Source organism: Piscinibacter sp. PDB1-1 (assembly GCF_056675995.1).
The window spans coordinates 972,541-989,115 of sequence record NZ_JBWVZJ010000001.1; the positions used below are offsets into that span (position 1 = coordinate 972,541).

Annotated in this window: 17 protein-coding genes; 2 read left to right on the plus strand and 15 right to left on the minus strand. The window is 66.7% G+C overall.

The window, feature by feature from the left end; genetic code table 11:
* Positions 1-9 precede the first annotated feature (9 nt).
* The 11 genes from AC1KAR_RS04365 to murJ all read right to left on the minus strand — a co-directional run bounded on the left by AC1KAR_RS04365 (position 10) and on the right by murJ (position 10,024).
* On the minus strand, positions 10-1,023 hold the full coding sequence (locus tag AC1KAR_RS04365; RefSeq protein ID WP_480314823.1) for an inorganic phosphate transporter: 1,014 nt from the start codon (positions 1,021-1,023) through the stop codon (positions 10-12).
* 19 nt (positions 1,024-1,042) lie between these two features.
* Complete coding sequence (locus AC1KAR_RS04370) at positions 1,043-1,690, minus strand: DUF47 domain-containing protein (protein WP_480314825.1); 648 nt, start codon at positions 1,688-1,690, stop codon at positions 1,043-1,045.
* A gap of 94 nt (positions 1,691-1,784) precedes the next feature.
* Positions 1,785-2,447, minus strand: a complete 663-nt coding sequence (locus AC1KAR_RS04375; protein WP_480314827.1) for a deoxynucleoside kinase — start codon at positions 2,445-2,447, stop codon at positions 1,785-1,787.
* Complete coding sequence (locus tag AC1KAR_RS04380) at positions 2,447-2,803, minus strand: DMT family protein (protein WP_480314829.1); 357 nt, start codon at positions 2,801-2,803, stop codon at positions 2,447-2,449. Before AC1KAR_RS04380 ends, AC1KAR_RS04375 begins: the two co-directional genes overlap by 1 nt.
* Before the next feature lies 1 nt (position 2,804).
* Entirely contained in the window at positions 2,805-4,001 is a 1,197-nt protein-coding gene (locus tag AC1KAR_RS04385; protein WP_480314831.1) for a serine hydrolase domain-containing protein, read from the minus strand.
* Positions 3,998-4,495 (minus strand): 2-amino-4-hydroxy-6-hydroxymethyldihydropteridine diphosphokinase, encoded by a 498-nt coding sequence (folK, locus tag AC1KAR_RS04390; protein ID WP_480314833.1) that lies wholly within the window; start codon positions 4,493-4,495, stop codon positions 3,998-4,000. The genes AC1KAR_RS04385 and folK overlap by 4 nt, the downstream gene beginning before the upstream one ends.
* Positions 4,496-4,508: 13 nt before the next feature.
* Positions 4,509-6,086, minus strand: coding sequence for a polynucleotide adenylyltransferase PcnB (pcnB, locus tag AC1KAR_RS04395; protein WP_480314835.1), 1,578 nt, complete (start codon positions 6,084-6,086; stop codon positions 4,509-4,511).
* Entirely contained in the window at positions 6,086-6,751 is a 666-nt protein-coding gene (locus AC1KAR_RS04400; RefSeq protein WP_480314838.1) for a histidinol-phosphatase, read from the minus strand. Before AC1KAR_RS04400 ends, pcnB begins: the two co-directional genes overlap by 1 nt.
* Positions 6,748-7,422 (minus strand): DnaA regulatory inactivator Hda, encoded by a 675-nt coding sequence (gene hda, locus AC1KAR_RS04405; RefSeq protein WP_480314840.1) that lies wholly within the window; start codon positions 7,420-7,422, stop codon positions 6,748-6,750. Before hda ends, AC1KAR_RS04400 begins: the two co-directional genes overlap by 4 nt.
* Positions 7,423-7,588: 166 nt before the next feature.
* Positions 7,589-8,458: a SirB1 family protein gene (locus tag AC1KAR_RS04410; RefSeq protein WP_480314842.1), complete on the minus strand. Its 870-nt coding sequence runs from the start codon at positions 8,456-8,458 to the stop codon at positions 7,589-7,591.
* Positions 8,459-8,467: 9 nt separating this feature from the next.
* The gene (murJ, locus tag AC1KAR_RS04415; protein WP_480314844.1) at positions 8,468-10,024 is read right to left on the minus strand and encodes a murein biosynthesis integral membrane protein MurJ; all 1,557 of its coding nucleotides are present in this window, start codon (positions 10,022-10,024) and stop codon (positions 8,468-8,470) included.
* Between the two features lie 120 nt (positions 10,025-10,144).
* On the opposite strand from murJ, the gene rpsT reads away from it, so the two are divergent.
* On the plus strand, positions 10,145-10,441 hold the full coding sequence (gene rpsT / locus AC1KAR_RS04420) for a 30S ribosomal protein S20 (RefSeq protein WP_027693218.1): 297 nt from the start codon (positions 10,145-10,147) through the stop codon (positions 10,439-10,441).
* Between the two features lie 47 nt (positions 10,442-10,488).
* On the opposite strand, the gene AC1KAR_RS04425 is transcribed toward rpsT, so the two are convergent.
* The 4 genes from AC1KAR_RS04425 to AC1KAR_RS04440 all read right to left on the minus strand — a co-directional run bounded on the left by AC1KAR_RS04425 (position 10,489) and on the right by AC1KAR_RS04440 (position 15,492).
* On the minus strand, positions 10,489-10,833 hold the full coding sequence (locus tag AC1KAR_RS04425) for a DUF3579 domain-containing protein (protein ID WP_480314847.1): 345 nt from the start codon (positions 10,831-10,833) through the stop codon (positions 10,489-10,491).
* A gap of 93 nt (positions 10,834-10,926) precedes the next feature.
* Positions 10,927-13,419, minus strand: a complete 2,493-nt coding sequence (locus AC1KAR_RS04430; RefSeq protein WP_480314849.1) for a branched-chain amino acid ABC transporter ATP-binding protein/permease — start codon at positions 13,417-13,419, stop codon at positions 10,927-10,929.
* Positions 13,416-14,294, minus strand: coding sequence for a branched-chain amino acid ABC transporter permease (locus AC1KAR_RS04435; RefSeq protein WP_480314851.1), 879 nt, complete (start codon positions 14,292-14,294; stop codon positions 13,416-13,418). The genes AC1KAR_RS04430 and AC1KAR_RS04435 overlap by 4 nt, the downstream gene beginning before the upstream one ends.
* Position 14,295: 1 nt before the next feature.
* Positions 14,296-15,492, minus strand: coding sequence for an ABC transporter substrate-binding protein (locus AC1KAR_RS04440; RefSeq protein ID WP_480314853.1), 1,197 nt, complete (start codon positions 15,490-15,492; stop codon positions 14,296-14,298).
* Positions 15,493-15,670: 178 nt separating this feature from the next.
* Between AC1KAR_RS04440 and AC1KAR_RS04445 the strand changes: the two genes are divergently transcribed.
* On the plus strand, positions 15,671-16,573 hold the full coding sequence (locus AC1KAR_RS04445; RefSeq protein WP_480314856.1) for a polysaccharide deacetylase family protein: 903 nt from the start codon (positions 15,671-15,673) through the stop codon (positions 16,571-16,573).
* Positions 16,574-16,575: the final 2 nt, after the last annotated feature.

Below are 16,575 nucleotides of genomic sequence, written 5' to 3' on the forward strand. Positions count from 1 at the left end.
ACGCGGGGGTCAAGTGAAGAGCGAAAAGCTGACCCAGTAGAAGACGCCTGCCACGAAGGCGGACGCGGGGATGGTAAAGATCCAGGCCCAGACGATGTTCCCGGCCACTCCCCAACGCACGGCCGACGCGCGGCGCACCGACCCCACGCCGACGATGGCACCGGTGATGGTGTGGGTGGTCGAGACGGGAACCCCCAGCGCCGTGGCCAGGAACAAGGTCAGAGCACCGCCTGTCTCGGCACAGAAACCGCCCACGGGTTTCAGCTTGGTGATCTTCTGACCCATGGTCTTGACGATGCGCCAGCCACCGAACATCGTCCCGAGGCCGATCGCGAGATAGCAGCTCCAGATCACCCAGGTCGGTGGCAGTTTGTCGGCATTCGACGCATAACCAGTGGCGATCAGCAGCATCCAGATGATGCCGATGGTCTTTTGCGCATCGTTGCCGCCATGACCCAGGCTGTAGAGACCTGCCGACAGCAACTGGAGGCGCCGGAACCAGTTGTCCACACGCATCGGAGACGTTCGCCGGCAGATCCAGGCCACCGCCACCATCAGCAGTGAACCCAGCACGAAGCCGAGCAACGGTGACACGAAGATGAAGGCAACGACCTTCATCACGCCAGAGCCCACAAGCGAAACGACACCCGCCTTGGCGATCACCGCCCCGCAGATGCCCCCGATCAACGCGTGCGATGAGCTCGACGGGATGCCGTACCACCAGGTGATGACGTTCCAGATGATCGCCCCCATCAGAGCTCCGAAGACCACGTGGTGATCCACCACACCGGGCTGGACGATGCCTTTGCCCACGGTGGCCGCCACGTTGAGGTGGAAGACCAGGATCGCCAGCACGTTGAAGAACGCGGCGAACAAAACCGCCTGCTGGGGCTTGAGAACGCCTGTCGATACAACGGTGGCGATGGAGTTCGCCGCGTCGTGAAAGCCGTTCATGAAGTCGAAGATGATGGCCAGGACGACCAGCATCACCACCACCCAGAACGCTACCTGGATCGATTCCATCCGAGGCTCCGGGAAACGATCAGGAGTTCTCGAGGACGACGCCCTCGATCAGGTTCGCGACGTCTTCGCAACGGTCTGAAATGGATTCGAGCTGCTCGTAGATCGCCTTCAGCTTGATCAGCTCGCGCACATCGTTCTCTTCGCGAAAGAGCTTGGACATCGCCGAGCGCATCACGCGGTCGGCATCGGATTCGAGCTTGTCGATCTCTTCGCAGGTCTTGATCGCAGCCTCGGCGGAATCTGCCTGGTTCAGCTTGGGCAACAACGAAACCGCATGCTGCACACGCTCGCAGCACTTGGCGCTGAGGTCGCCCAGGCGCATGACTTCATCGGTCATGGTCTTCACGTCATACAGCTGCATGGTTTCGGTGGCGTCTTGCAGCAAGTCGACGATGTCGTCCATCGCGTTGATCAGGCCGTGGATCTGCTCGCGGTCGATCGGCGTGATGAAGGTCTTGTGCAGCAGCCGGTTGACTTCGGCCGTCACCTTGTCGGCCGCGCGCTCTGCGGATACCACGGCGTTGGCGTGCTTCTCGCGCAGGTCGACGTCGCCGTAGTTCTGGATCATCGCCATGAAGGCGTGCGCGCCTTCGACGATGAAATTGGCATGCTGGTTGAAGAGCTCGAAGAAGTTGCCCTCACGTGGAAGCAGCTTGCCAAAGAGCATGGTGTTATCTCCAGGGAATCAGCGGCATCGCGCCGCCTTGTCACAGTTCTGTCACAACGACAAGGCGCGAGTGTAGCGCCGCGTATCCGGCAAATCAGTCGGGAGACAAGTCAAAGACGGCGCGCGAACCGTCAAACGCATTCAAGGCGTCAAGCAGTGCGTCAAAGTCGTCGGCGCGATCGACCGGGTTGAAATGCTCGCTGTTGACGATCATCAAAGGCGCCGCGTCGAAGGCTTGGAAAAACTCGCCGTAGGCATCGCACAAGCGCTCCAGGTAGCCGGGCTCGATGCGCTGCTCCATGGCGATGCCGCGCCGCTGGATCCGCTGCACCAACGTGGCCGGCGTTGCCCGCAGCCACACCACCAGATCGGGTTGCGGCAGCTGCTGCGAGACCTGCGCGTACATCTGGCTGTACAGGCGGTACTCCTCGTCGCTCAGGTTCATGCGTGCGAACAGCGCATCCTTGGCCAGCATGAAGTCGCTGACGATCGCTGGCGAGAACATGCCCGGCTGGGCGAGCTCTCGCACCTGTCGCACCCGCTGGAACAGGAAGAACACCTGTGTCTGGAAGGCATAGCCGGGGCCGTCGGCATAAAAGCGTTCCAGGAACGGGTTCTCATCGGCCCGCTCCAACAGCAGTTCCGCCCCGAGGTGCGCCGCCAGGCGCCGCGCGAGCGAGCTCTTGCCGACGCCGATCGGGCCCTCGATGGCGATATGGCGAAAGCGCTCGAGCCGGTGAGTCTGCGCAGGCTGCATCAGGTTCGGAAGATGAAATACACCGCACCCACCAGGCACAGCCCAGCCCACACGTAATCGAGCTTGAACGGTTGATTCATGTAGAACATGGCGAACGGCACGAACACCGCCAGGGTGATCACCTCTTGTGTGATCTTGAGCTGCGCGAGCGTGAACCCACCGCCATAGCCGATGCGATTGGCGGGCACCTGGAGCAAGTACTCGAAGAGCGCGATGCCCCAACTCACGAGGGCCGCCACGTACCAGGGTTTGTCGGCAAGGTTCTTGAGGTGGCCGTACCACGCAATCGTCATGAAGACGTTCGATGCCACCAGCAGCGCAACGGTCTGCAGGGGGATGGTCAAGTTGCTGCCCACGTCAGTCTCCCAATGCGGCGTACACGAGATTGCGGAACTTCGTGCGAACCTCGTCCGACTGCCCGGGCGCCTGCGCCATGAAGACGGCGTACATCTCCTCCTGGGGATCGATGAAGAAGGTGGTGCAGGCCATGCCACCCCAGTAGTACATGCCCGGCGAGCCCGCGCTCGGCGACAGCCCCGCTTCTCGACGCACGGCAAAGCCCAGGCCGAAACCGAACCCCGGCGGCAGCACCTCGCACACGTTCGGGATATCGCCCAGGTGGTCGCTGGTCATGAGCTCCACCGTCTTGCGCCCAAGCAGGCGGTAGCCGTCAAGTGAGCCCCCGTTGAACATCGCTTGGCAAAAACGTGCGTAGTCGGCCGCGGTCGACACGAGGCCGCCGCCGCCCATGTCCATCGCCACCGGTTCGTGCACGCCGATCAGCCTGACTTCATTTCCGGTGTCGGGATCGGTGGGGAAGGGTTCGGCCAGGCGATGGTGATCCGGCGCCGGCACGTGAAAGCCGGTGTCGACCATGCCCAGCGGCTCGAAGATGCGCCGCTTGAAGAACGCGCGCAAGGGTTCACCCGCCACCACCTCGACCACGCGGGCCAGCACGTCGGTGGCGCGGCTGTACTCGAATGCCGTGCCGGGCTGGTACATCAGCGGCAAGGCAGCCATCGCCTGGCAGAACGTTTCATTGCTCCAGTCGCGGCGGTAGATCTTGGCGCGGACATAAAGCGTGCGGATGGGAGAGGGGGCCAGGATCTCGTACGTGAGCCCTGCGGTGTGGCGCAACAGATCGTGCACCGTCATGGCGCGCTGCACGGGCGCATGCCCGATGCTGCCGTCACCCTGGACCACGCCCACCGGCGTGTCGGCGAATTCGGGAAGGTACTTGGCGACAGGGTCCGACAACAGCAGCCGCCCCTCTTCGAACAGCATCATCGCTGCGACCGAGACCAGGGGCTTGGTCATCGAGTAGATGCGAAAGACGGTGTCACGCTGCATCGGGTCGGGCCGCTGCGGATCGCGCCTCCCATGCGCCTCGAAGTACGCCAGGCGGCCGCGCCGCACGATCAGCGCCACGCCTCCAGGAATGCGCTGCCGCTCGACCTGATCGGCCAGGAAGCCATCGAGCGCATCCAGCCCCGCGGTGGTGAACCCGATCGACTCAGGCGTGGCAGCACGATCGGGCAAGCGTGGCGAACTCATGGGGACTCCTGGCGGTCGATGCGTTGGCCCGCAACGGCTGGGAGCAGCTCGCTCAGCCTGCCGCGCCCCGGCACGTCGAGGGTGGCAGGCGCCACCTCGGCCAGGGGGACCAGGACGAAAGCTCGCTCGTGCATGCGGGCGTGAGGGACGGTGAGTGTGGGGGTCTCGATGACCGCGTCACCATACAGCAGCACATCGAGATCGAGCGTGCGTGGGGCATTGCGATAGGGGCGCTCACGCCCGTGCCGGGCTTCAATACCTTGGAGCCGCTGCAGCAGTGCCTGCGGGTCGAGGCCGGTCTTGATCTGGGCGACGGCGTTGAGGAAGTCTGGCCCCTGGGCATCTACCGGCGCGGTGCGGTAGAAGGACGAGGCCTTGATCAACGCGGTGTCGGGCAGATCGCCAATCGACTGAAGCGCCATCGTCAGCGTGTCTTCGGCATCGCCCAGGTTGGCGCCCAGGCCGACGTAGGCCAGCACGGGCGCAGGCTTCATCGACTGCCCGACGTCACTGCTCGCCGCTGGGCGCCGCGCCGGCACCTGTGCCGGCGGGCTTGCGGCGGCGGCGGCGGCGCTTCTTCGGGGCGTCGCCCTGCTCTTCTGATTCTGGTGCGTCCGCAGGAGACGGGGCGGATGAACCCGCCGCAAAAGAACTCGCGGAAGAACTACCGGCGGCAGAGGCAGATGGCGCACGGCGGCGCGGCGCATCGGTCGTGCGCGCCTGCGCGATCATGCGCGTGCGCTCGTCGGCATCGGCCAGGGAGAAGGCCTCCCACCACTGCGCTAGCGCGGGCTCGATCTCGCCCGCATCGGCACGCAGGCGAAGGAAGTCGAAGCCCGCGCGGAAGCGCGGTTGCTCAACCAGCGTGAGGGGTGCCTGGCCGGTGCGGCGCTCGAAGCGCGTTTGCATGAGCCAGATCTCGCGCATGTCGGCCCCGAGCTTTCCGCGGCCTGAGATGTCGCCGATGCGCGCGTCGAACACCGCGTCGACCGCCTGCTGCAAGGCCGGGTACGGCGCCTCTCCGCGCTTCTTGAGTTTGGCCCAGCCGTCGAGCACGTCGTGCCACAGCATGCAGGCCAGCATGAAGCTCGGCGCCACGGGCTTGCCCTCGCCCACGCGTCGGTCGGTGTCGGACAGCGCCAACTCGACGAACTTGGCGCGCTCGGGGTGCTTCTTCGCGTCATCGAGCACCACGTCGAGGATGGGGAACACGCCCGTGCGCGCACCGACCAAACCCTGCTTGCGCAATTCTTCGATGCTGGACAGCGCGTGGCCGGTCTGCAACAGCTTGATCATCTCGTCGAAGGTGCGCGAGGCGGGCACGCTCTCGAGCAGCGCCGCCATCTCCTGAATGGGAGCGCGAGTCTTGGGATCGATGCTGAAGCCGAGCTTGGCGGCAAAGCGCACCACGCGAATGATGCGCACCGGGTCTTCGCGGTAGCGTGTGACCGGGTCGCCGATCATGCGCAGCACCTTCTTCTTTGCGTCCTTGATGCCGCCGTGGTAGTCGACCACGATCTGTTTCTGCGGGTCGTAGTACATGGCGTTGACGGTGAAGTCTCGCCGTGCCGCGTCTTCGATCTGAGGGCCCCAGACGTTGTCGCGCAGCACACGCCCACTTGCATCCACTGCGTGGTGCTTGTCGACCAGGTCGGCCTTGGACGTCTTTTCATTGCCCTTCACGGGCTCGGCGCCCGCCGCGTCGACCAGCGCGCGGAAGGTCGAGACCTCGATCACCTCATGCTCGCGGCCGCGGCCGAACACCACGTGGACGATGCGAAAGCGCCGGCCGATGATGAACGCGCGTCGGAACAGGCCCTTGACCTGCTCGGGCGTGGCGTTCGTGGCCACGTCGAAATCCTTGGGACGCAGGCCGAGCAGCAGGTCTCGCACCGCACCGCCGACGATAAATGCCTCGTAGCCGGCATCGGCCAGCGTCTTGACGACGCGGATGGCGTGCTCGTCGACCAAGCCGAGGTCGATGTTGTGTTCGGCGAGAGGCACTTCGACCCGCTTGCCCTTCGGATGGGCCGCCTTGGCCGCGCCGGGCTTGCCCAGCAGCTTGTCTATGAGCTTTTTGATCATCAGGAAAACAGCCGAAGAATGCGCCAGCCGCGCTCACGGGCGATTGCCTCGAGCGGCGCGGATGGGTTGGTGGCCACGGGATCGCTGGCCAGTTCGAGCAGGGGCAGGTCGTTGGCCGAATCGCTGTAAACGCTGATGCGTTCAAAGTCCTGCAGCCGGTGGCCCAACTGGGCGAGCCACTGCTGCGTTCGCACCGTCTTGCCTTCTCGAAACGACGGCGTCCCCTGGATCCGGCCCGTGATGTTACCCGCGTGGCCCCGTTCGAGCTCAACGGCCAGCAGATGCTCAACGCCGAAGGCCCGCGCGATCGGTGCGGTGACGAACTCGTTGGTCGCCGTCACGATGGCCACCAGATCGCCCTGCGCCTGGTGGTGCCGGACGAGATCGGCCGCTTCGGGCCGCAGGGGCAGGATCACTTCGCCCATGAAGCGCTCCTGCGCCTGCGCCATGTATGCCGCTGGGTGTTCGCGCCACGGCCGGGTGGCGAACTCGATGTAGGCGTGGATGTCGAGCGTGCCGGCCTTGTATTGCTCGTAGAAGGCGTCGTTGTGGCGCGCGAACTCAGTGGCGTCGACCCACCCCTGGCGCACGACGAACTCGCCCCAGGCGTGGTCGGAGTCGAATGGCAGCAGGGTGTCGTCGAGGTCGAAGAGGCAAAGGTTCATGAGGGGGTTTGCTCCTCGGCAAGCATCTGCTTGAGCAAGGGCACCGTGATCGCGCGCTTGTGCACGAGCGCGAACTCGTCGAGCCGGTCGAGGATGGCCATCAGGTGCTTGAGGTCGCGGGCAAAGCGCGTGAGCAGGTGGTCCATGACGTCGTCGGACAGAAAGAGCCCGCGCCGATCGGCCTCGCGGCGCAGCGCCGCTCGCGCCTCGGGCTCGTTGAGTGGCTGCAGGGCGAACACGTGGCCCCAGCCCAGGCGCGTGCGCAGGTCGTCGCGCAGGGGCAGATCGACCGGCGGAACGTTGCCGGTCGCCACGATGGGGATGCCGTAGGGCGCCGCCTCAACGAACAACGCAAAGGCGGCGTGCTGTTGGGAGGCGTCGAACTGGTCGCAGTCGTCGAGCAGGATCAGCCCGTTGCGCTCCTCGAACGGCCAGGGCGCCGCCACGGCTGCGCTCAGGCAGCTCGCGCGACCGCCCTGCTGCTGCACCTGCCCCGCCAGGGCGTGCAGAAGATGGGTCTTGCCCACGCCAGAGGGGCCCCACAGATAGACCGGCGCTGCCGGCTGCGTGAGCGCACGCAGGTGCGTGACCGCGGGCAGATTGGAACCCGCCATGTAGTTTGCGAACGATCGCAGCGGCTCGCTGCCGATCGCCAGAGGAATCTGCTTCATGCCCGGGACGGCATGCGGTGGGCGCCGAGGGGGCGCAGCCGCGTGGCGAAAGTGAGTTGCATGAGCGATCGTCGGTGGGGGTGCCAGTCAACCGGCCGGTGGATCTGATTCGCAGGGAATGGCGGATTCTAAAGGCAGGCCACCCGCTGCTGGCCATGCATACAGGTCAATGGAGCGGTCCTGAACCGGGCGCTCGAAGCGCCAGGAGCCGCTCGCCGATGGCCGTTCGGTCGGCAGCGTCCGGTGCGTGGGCGAGGTAGTCGCCCAGGTCGTGTGCGGCGGCATCGAGCGAACCCAGTTCGGCCTGCACCAGCCCGCGGTCGCGACGCTCTTCCCACGCCTGAGGCAAGAGCACGACCAGGCGATTCAACACCGCGAGCAGGCGCGGCCAGTCGGCCGCGGCGCGGTGGATTTCCTTCAGATTGCGCAGCATGCGCGCCAGCACGTCCCGAGGCGCGGCCGCCTGGAGGAACAGGCCCAGCGGCACGTCGTAGTCGCCGGTGAGGCCTTGTTGACGGCGGTAAGGCGTCAGGAGTTCGTCGAGTTGCTCGCGCGAGAGCGACTGCCCGGTGAAGGGGTCGATCACGACCTCGCCTTCGGACAGACGCAGCTTGACCAGAAAGTGCCCCGGGAACGAGACGCCACGGGCGGTGAGGCCGATCTGCGTGGCCAGTTCGATGTAGAGCACGGCCAGCGTGATGGGGATGCCACGGCGCGTCTCCAGCACCGTGCTGAGCAGGCTGTTGCCGGGGGCGTAGTAGTCGTTGACATTGCCCGCGAACCCCAGTTCGTTGAAGAAGAACTGGTTCATGAGGCGCAAGCGCTGGCGCGGCCCGGCATCGGCCGGCACGCGCTGCTTGAGCCGCGCCGCGAGGCCATCGATCTGTGCGAGCACCGCCTGGGTGTCGAGCTGAGGATCTTCGTCCTGCCCGATCGCAACCGCCGCCTCGACGAGCGGCAGACTCGCATCGTCGGCCACCAAGGTGGCGAAATACTCGAGCGGCGTCGGGGCTTGGAACTGCAGGCGGCCGGGCATGGCGCAGGATTATCCGCGCCGCATGAACTGACGGAAGTTCAGGCCGCTGCCCAGCAGGGTCGCAAAGTAGACCGCCACGCCGGCGACCAAGCAGCCCGTCATCAGCAGCACACGGCGCCCGTCTTGCGCCTGCATGCCGACCCAGGGCACGGCACCCGCCGCCCACCACAGGAACCCACCCAGAACGGCACTGGCCACCACGACACGCAGCCCGAACGCCAGCCAGCCCGGCGAGGGCTGGTACGCCCCGGCGCGGCGCAGCCCGACGAAAAGCCAGGTGGCGTTGACCATGGCCCCGAGGCTGATCGACAAGGCCAGGCCGGCATGGCCCAGCCGCGGCACGAGCAGCAGGTTCAGCAACTGCGTCAGCACCAGCACCGTCACGGCGATCTTGACCGGCGTGCCCACGTCCTGGCGGGCGTAGAACCCTGGCGCGAGCACCTTGATGGCGATCAACCCGAGCAGGCCGACGCCGTAGGCGATCAAGGCGTGTTCAGTCTGGACCACGTCCACAGCCGTGAACGCCCCGCGCTGGTAGAGCACCGCGACCAGGGGCTGCGCAAAGACCAGCAGCGCCACGGCGCACGGCAAGGCCAGCATCAACACGAGGCGCAGGCCCCAATCGAGCATCGCCGAGTAGTCGGCGGTCGCGCCCTTCCCCTGCGCGGCCGAAAGCTGCGGGATCAGAACCACACCGAGCGCCACGCCGAGCAGGCCGGTCGGGAACTCCATCAGACGGTCGGCGTAGGTCAGCCACGAGACGGCACCGACGCCGATGTGCGAGGCGATGTGCGTGTTGATGATCAGCGAGAGCTGCGCCACCGACACGCCCAGCAGCGCCGGGGCCATCTTCTTGAGCACGGTGTGCACACCGGGGTGGTGCCAGGCAGCTTGCAGCTTCGACCACGTGAGGCCGATGCGCGGCAGTTGCCCCACGCGGCGCAACGCCGGGATTTGCACCGCCAGTTGCAGGACCCCACCCAGCATGACGCCGGCGGTGAGCGAAAAGATCGGCTCGATGCCCCACTGCCTGAACCAGGGCGACAGGCCCCAGGCGGCAGCGATCATCGACAGATTGAGCAGCACCGGCGAGGCGGCCGGCACGGCGAAGTGCTTCCAGGTGTTGAGGATGCCGGCCGACAGCGCCACGAGGGAAATGAACCCGATATAGGGGAACATCCAACGCGTCATCAGCACGGCGCCGTTGAACTCCTTCAGCCCCGAGGCCATCAGCCACACCACGACCGGAGCTGCCACGACGCCCAGAACGCAAGTCAGCAGCAGCGCCCAGAACAGCACCGTCGCGACCGCGCTCACCAGGAGGTGGGTGCCTTCGTCGCCCTCTTTGGCTCGGGTGTGGCCGAGCAGCGGAACGAAGGCCTGCGAGAAAGCGCCCTCGGCAAACAGCCGGCGCAGCATGTTGGGGATGCGAAAGGCGGCCTGGAAGGCGTCCGTCCAGGCGCCGGCGCCGAACAGGGCGGCGACGATCAGCTCCCGGACCAGGCCCGTGATGCGTGACGCCAAGGTGAGCAAAGAGACGATCGAGGCGGCGCGCAGCAGGTTCATGGGCGGCGGGATTATGCCTGCGTGAGATAGCGCCCGCTCACGTATTGGGGCGCGATTTGCGAGCTAGGGGCTTGCCCTGCTATACTCGCGGACTTCGCTCAATCTGGGTACAGATCCAACATGGCCACTTCTTCCAAAGCCAAAAAGACGGTCCGCATCGCTTCGGGCCGCAAGCGCGTTCGCCAAGACGTTAAGCTGAACGCCGCCAACACCGCGCTGCGCTCCAAGTTCCGCACCGTCATCAAGAATGTCCAGAAGGCTGTTGTCGCTGGCGACAAGGCCAAGGCCACCGAACTCTTCCAGTCTGCCCAGAGCGTGATCGACTCCGTGGCCGACAAGGGCCTGTTCCACAAGAACAAGGCCGCTCGCCACAAGAGCCGCCTGTCGGCCAAGGTCAAGGCGCTCGCCGCCGCCTGATTGCCCCCCAGATCGCGAAGACAAAAGCCCGCGCAAGCGGGCTTTTTTCATGGCGCGCCGCCCGCCTTCGTGGGTGCCACCTCCGGCAGCAGGCAGGCCTCGCTCACCTGGAGTTGGTTGTCCCGAGCGAAATTCATCACGAAGTCCCAGGCCATGGGCTCGATCCCGCGCAGCGCCTCGTTCACGATCACGCACCTCACACCGTTGATCGTGCGTGGCACGCAGTACGGCGAATACCCGATGAACGCGCCACGCCCGGGCGCCACCGCGCCCTGCGGACGAAAGCACGACATGGCGCCCGCGAGCCGCTCGGCCCAATCGCTGGGCCGGAAGGTCTTGCCATCCAGGGTGACGCCCTGGATGAAGATTTCTCGGGTGGACGGGCTGCTCATTCGGTGCGCGGGCGGAAGATCAGCATTGTGCCGCTTAAGTGCTGCAGCGCAGCACACGACGCCGTGAACTAAACCCGTCTGCCGGCCGGGTCGCTACGCGGCGCCGAGATAGGCCCGCTGAAGCACCACATCAGCCGACATCTCCGCGGCCGTGCCGCGCGCAACCACCTGCCCGCCTTCGATGACGCAGGCATGGTCGGCCAGCGCGAGTGCGAGCGCCGCCATCTGGTCGACCAGCACGATGGTCATCTGCTCCTCGCGCAGGCGGTCGAGGGCCTGGAACAGCTCCTCGATCACTTTGGGTGCCAGCCCCAGCGAGGGCTCGTCCAGCAGCAGCACCGTGGGCTGTGCCATCAGGCCGCGCGCCACGGCGAGCATCTGCTGCTCGCCGCCCGACAGCAGGCCCGCGCGCTGGTGCAGGCGCTCACGCAATCGCGGGAAGCGCACCAGCATCTCTTCGACCCGCTGCTCGCGCCCTTCGGGCCGCAGGAACGCGCCGAGGCGGATGTTGTCGAGCACGCTCAACTCCGCAAACACCTGGCGGCCTTCGGGTACCAGCACCAGCCCACGCGCCACGACCTGCTCCGCGCCCAGCGGCACCAGGTCTTCACCGGCCAGCGTGATGCCGCCGCGCAGTGGCCGGTGCAGGCCGGCCAACGCGCGCATGAGCGTGGACTTGCCCGCGCCGTTGGCCCCCAGCAGCGCCACCATCTCGCCGCGGCGCACCTGCAGATCGATCCCGCGCAGCACCGGCGCGGCGCCGTAACCCGCGACGAGAGCGCCTACATGCAACACCTCGGGCGCCGATTCGCCCCCCTTGCGCGGCGTGACGCTGCTGCGCTGCAGGCTCAGGCCGCCTTCGCCCAGGTACGCCCTGCGGACGGCCGCGTCGCCCTGCACCTGCGCCGGAGTGCCCGCGGCCAGGCGCTGGCCTGCGTCGAGCACCACGATCTGGTGCGAGATGCCCATCACCAGCGACATGTCGTGCTCCACCAGCAGCACGCCGATGCCCGCCTGTGCAATGCGCTGCAGCAGTGCGGCCAGCCGGGTCTTGTCTTCGGTCGACAGGCCCGCCGCCGGCTCGTCGAGGAGCAAAACTTCAGGGTCGGTAGCGAGCGCCCGCGCGATCTCGACCACGCGGCGATCCACATGCGGCAAGTCGCCAGCGGGCGTGTGCAGCGCGCCCGCGTAGCCGCATGCCGCAAGCAGCGCTCGGCTGCGCGCGCGCACCTCTGCCCGCCGGAACGACTTTGCCCCAAGCAACGGCCCCAGGCGGCCACGGCAGACCGCCAGTGCCACGTTGTCCTCGACGCTGAGCGAGGCGAACAACTGCGAGGTCTGGTACGTGCGCGCCACCCCGCTGCGCGCAACACGGTATGCCGCCAGGCCATGCAAGGCCTGCGGACCCAAGTGGAACCCACCGCCCGACGGTTGGTAGAAGCCGCTCAGCATGTTCAGCGCCGTGGTCTTGCCTGCGCCATTCGGCCCGATCAGGCTGGTGATGGCCGCGGGCGGCGCGGCGAAGCTGAGTTCGCTCACCGCACGCACACCACCGAACACGCGCGACAGGCCCTCGGCGCGCAGCACCTGCCGCCCGCGAGACGACACCGGTAGCGCTTGGCCAGCATCCGCAGGCGGCGGTGTCTCACGGGGCGCCCGCACCCAGCGCGACCACAGGCCAGCCACGCCGTCCGGCGCCACCCACAGCACCACCAGCAGCAGGCCACCAAAGAACAACAGGCGGTATTCCTCCAGCCCGGACAGCAATTCGGGCAGCACACCGACGATCACGGCACCGATCACCGGGCCGAGCACCGAACCGCCGCCACCGATCACGACCACCAGCACGAAGAGGATCGACTGGATGAACGCAAAGCTGTTCGGCGTGACAAAGCCCGACAGCGGCGCGAACAGCCCGCCCGCCAGACCCGCGAGTGCGGCCGAGAGCGCGAAGGCGACCGTCTTCACCTGAAGCGGGTGGATGCCGATCGACTCGGCGGCCGTCTCGCTGTCTTTCACCGCCCGCATCGCCGCGCCCCAGGTGCCGCGCGCGAGGCAGGCGTAACCCACCAGTGCCACTGCCAAGGCCAGCAAGGCAATGACCGCCACGGCACGCTCACCTTCGAGCCAACCGAAGAGACGGGGCTGCGCGATGCCCATGAGGCCGTTCTGGCCGCCGGTGAGGGAGCGCCACTCCACCGCCCCGTGCTCGACGATGAAGCCGAAGGCGATGGTCACCATCGCGAGGTACGGCCCCTTGACCCGCAGCGCCGGCAGCGAAAGCAACCACCCTGCCGCGCCCGACAACAACACCGCCAACGGCCAGGCCAGCCAGAAGCTCAGCCCCGCCTTCAAGGTGAGCGTGGCCACCGCATACGCACCGATCGCATAGAAGCCCACGTGCCCGAACGACACCTGCCCCGTGAGCCCCAGCAGGATGTTCATGCCGACGCCCACGATCGCCAGCAGCGCCACGTTGGCCAGCACGAACACGTAGTAGCCGTTGAGCTGCGAGGCGAGCGCCACGCTGGCGATCAGCGCCGCAGCAGACAGGGCCCACTGCGCGAACCTCCAACCGCCCCTCATACCTTCTTCACGTCCATGCGGCCGAACAGCCCGTTGGGTTTGGCGGCCAGCACCACGATCACCAGCGCGAATGTGATGATCTGGGTGTAGCTTGACCCGAGCGTGGCGGTCACCAAGGCCTCGCTCGCGCCGAACAGCAGACCGGCGAGCATCACGCCCCAGGCGCTGCCGATGCCGCCGAGGATGGCCACGGCGAATGCCTTCAGGCCGAACAGAGTGCCCATGTGCGCCTCGACATTGAAGAGCGGCGCAATCAGCACGCCGGCCATGCCGGCGAAGAGCGTCGACAGCGCGAACGCGCCCGCGACCACGCGCCGGATCGGGATGCCCATCAGCCGCGCCGCATCGCGGTTCTGCACCACCGCGAGCATCGCCACACCCCATCGCGTGCGGCGCGCCACCGCGTGCAGCACGGCTGCGAGCGACAGGCCCACCACCGGGATTAGCAACTGCAGCGGGTACACGCCCAGGCCCACGTCACCCAGGGCAATGGGCGTCTGCGCCAGCGGCGAAGGCAGGCTGCGCGGCTCCTTGCCGAAGGTGAACATCACCACGTTGTCGAGCACGATGCCCAGGGCCACGGTGGACATCAGCCAGGCGTTCGAGCCCCGGTCGGCAAACGGCCGCACCGCAAAGAACTCGACCACCAGCCCGTAAGCCGCGCACAGCAGCAGCGCCAGCGCGATCGCCGGCACCAGGGGCCAACCCAGCGTCTGGGCAAAAGCATAGGTGAGCACGGCACCGAGCATCATCGAGCTGCCCTGCGCGAAGTTCACCGTGCCCGAGACCGCGTAGGTGACGTGAAAGCCCAGGGCCATCAGCCCATACATGCTGCCCAGCCCGAGGCCGCTGATCAGCGCAGAGAGCAACAGCACGTCAGTTGGCCATGCCCACCGGCAGGATGCGGTTGTCGATGAACTGCGCCCACACGTAGTCGTCGGCCGTCACGGCGTCGTGCACCGTCGGCGTGAAGGGCTTGTCGTAGCTCTTGATCAGGCCGTCGTACTTGCCGATCTTGTAGAAGCCCTGGCGCACGGCGTCGCCCTCGGTCGACCCGGCCGCGGCGATGGCGAGCGCCGAGAGCTGCAGGGCGTCGTACGCATTGGCCACGCCCACGGCGGGCGTGATGTCGTCCGGGCCCTTGATGTTGGGATACTTGGCCTTGAGCGCAGCGATCACCTTCTCGCCCACCGGCGACTGCTTGCCGAAGAAGCTGTAGGTCTGCACGAAGTGCACGTTCTTGCCATTGGGGCCGGCCAGCTCAGTGAAGCGGCCGCCCGCCGGCCCCCAGTGCGAGACGATGGGCACCTTCCAGCCCATGCGGTCGAGCGACTTCACCACCTGCGCCGAGGGGCCCACGTTGCCGACCATGAAGAGCACATCGGCACCGGCCTCTTTCAGGCGTGTGAGCTGCGGCACCACATCGACGTCGTTCGCCTCGAACTTCTCCACGCCCACGGCCTTCATGCCCTTGGCCGCGAGCGCGGCATTCAGACCCTTCTCGTTCGACTCGCCCCAGGGGTTGTTCACGAGGATCATCCCGGGCTTGGTCGCCTTGAAGTTCTTCTGCGCGTAGGCCAGCATGCCGATGTCGACGATCTCATCGACCGCCGACACGCGGAATGCGAAGTTCGGGTTGGCGCCGTTCTTGGTGATGGGCGTGCCCGCGGCCCACGGGCCCATGAAGGGCACCTTCTCCTGGTTGGCGATGGGCACGATGGCCATCGAGACCGGCGTGTCCAGCCCACCGAAGAGCACTGCCACCTTCTCCTTATAGATCAGCTCGCGCGCGGCCAGCACGCCCTTGGCGGGGTTGCCTTCGTCGTCGCGACGCACCAGTTCGAGCTTGCGGCCGCCCAGCAGGCCACCTTTGGCGTTGACTTCGTCGATCGCGACCGTGACGCCGCGCGTGATCGCCTCGCCCGCCAATGCCGATTGGCCCGACAAGGCCGTGACCAGGCCGATCTTGATCGGCTCGGCCGCGCGCGCGGCGCTTGCGAACAAGGAGCCGCACGTGAGGGCCGCAGCCAATGCCAGCAGGCCACGACGGGAAGCAAGGAACGAAGAACGCATGAGGAGTCTCCAGAGTCGGCAACAAGGCGATGCCGCGCTCGACGCAAGCTCTGTGCCACGATCGTCCACACCGCGTGTCTGCACCGTGGCTTCGTTCTTGCTCTCACCGATCTATATAGATTGTTGACAATCTAGCCATTCGACTGCGCACCAAAACCAATACCCCGCCGCACCAGACATGAGCCCGCGATTTGCCACGCTGCCCCACCATGGGCGCTTCGATTACTCGGCCATCACGCGCCGCCCCGACTACGACTGGCCCGGTGGCAAGCGCCTCGCGGTGTACCTGGGGCTGAACATCGAACACTTCGCGTTCGGCACCGGCTTGGGCGCCAATCTGGCGCCGGCCCTGCCGCACCCCGATGTCCTGAATTACGCATGGCGCGAGTACGGCAACCGGGTGGGCGTGTGGCGCTGCCTGGAGCTGTTCGACGACCTCGCGCTGCCCAGCGGCGTGCTCATCAACACCTCGCTCTACGACCACTGCCCCGAAGTGGTGGAGGCCTTTGCCGTGCGTGGCGACGAGCTCATCGGCCACGGCCACACCAACGCCGAACGGCAGGGCGAGATGTGCGAGGCCGACGAGCGCGAGTTGCTGCGCCATTGCCGGGAACGCATCGCCACGCACAGCGGCACCGCCCCCACCGGCTGGCTGTCGCCATGGATCTCGGAGAGCCACGCCACCCACGACCTGCTGGCCGAGACCGGCTACCGCTACACCCTGAACTGGTGCCACGACGACCAGCCCGTGCGCCTGCGCACGCGCGATGGCGGCTCGATCTGGTCGATCCCCTACCCGCAGGAGCTGAACGACATCCCCATGATCGTGGCCCGGCAGATGGATGCCAAAGACTTCGCGCAGATGATCATCGACAACTTCGACGAGATGCTCGACCAATCCCAACACCAGCCCCTGGTGATGGGCATCGCCCTGCACCCCTACCTCGTGGGCCAGCCCTACAGGCTGCGCCACCTGCGGCGTGCGCTGCAGCACTTCTGCAACCGGCGCGACGAGATCTGGCTCACCACGCCGGGCGCCATCTGCAATGCGATGGACACTCTTGCCACCTCGACCGCCTGAGC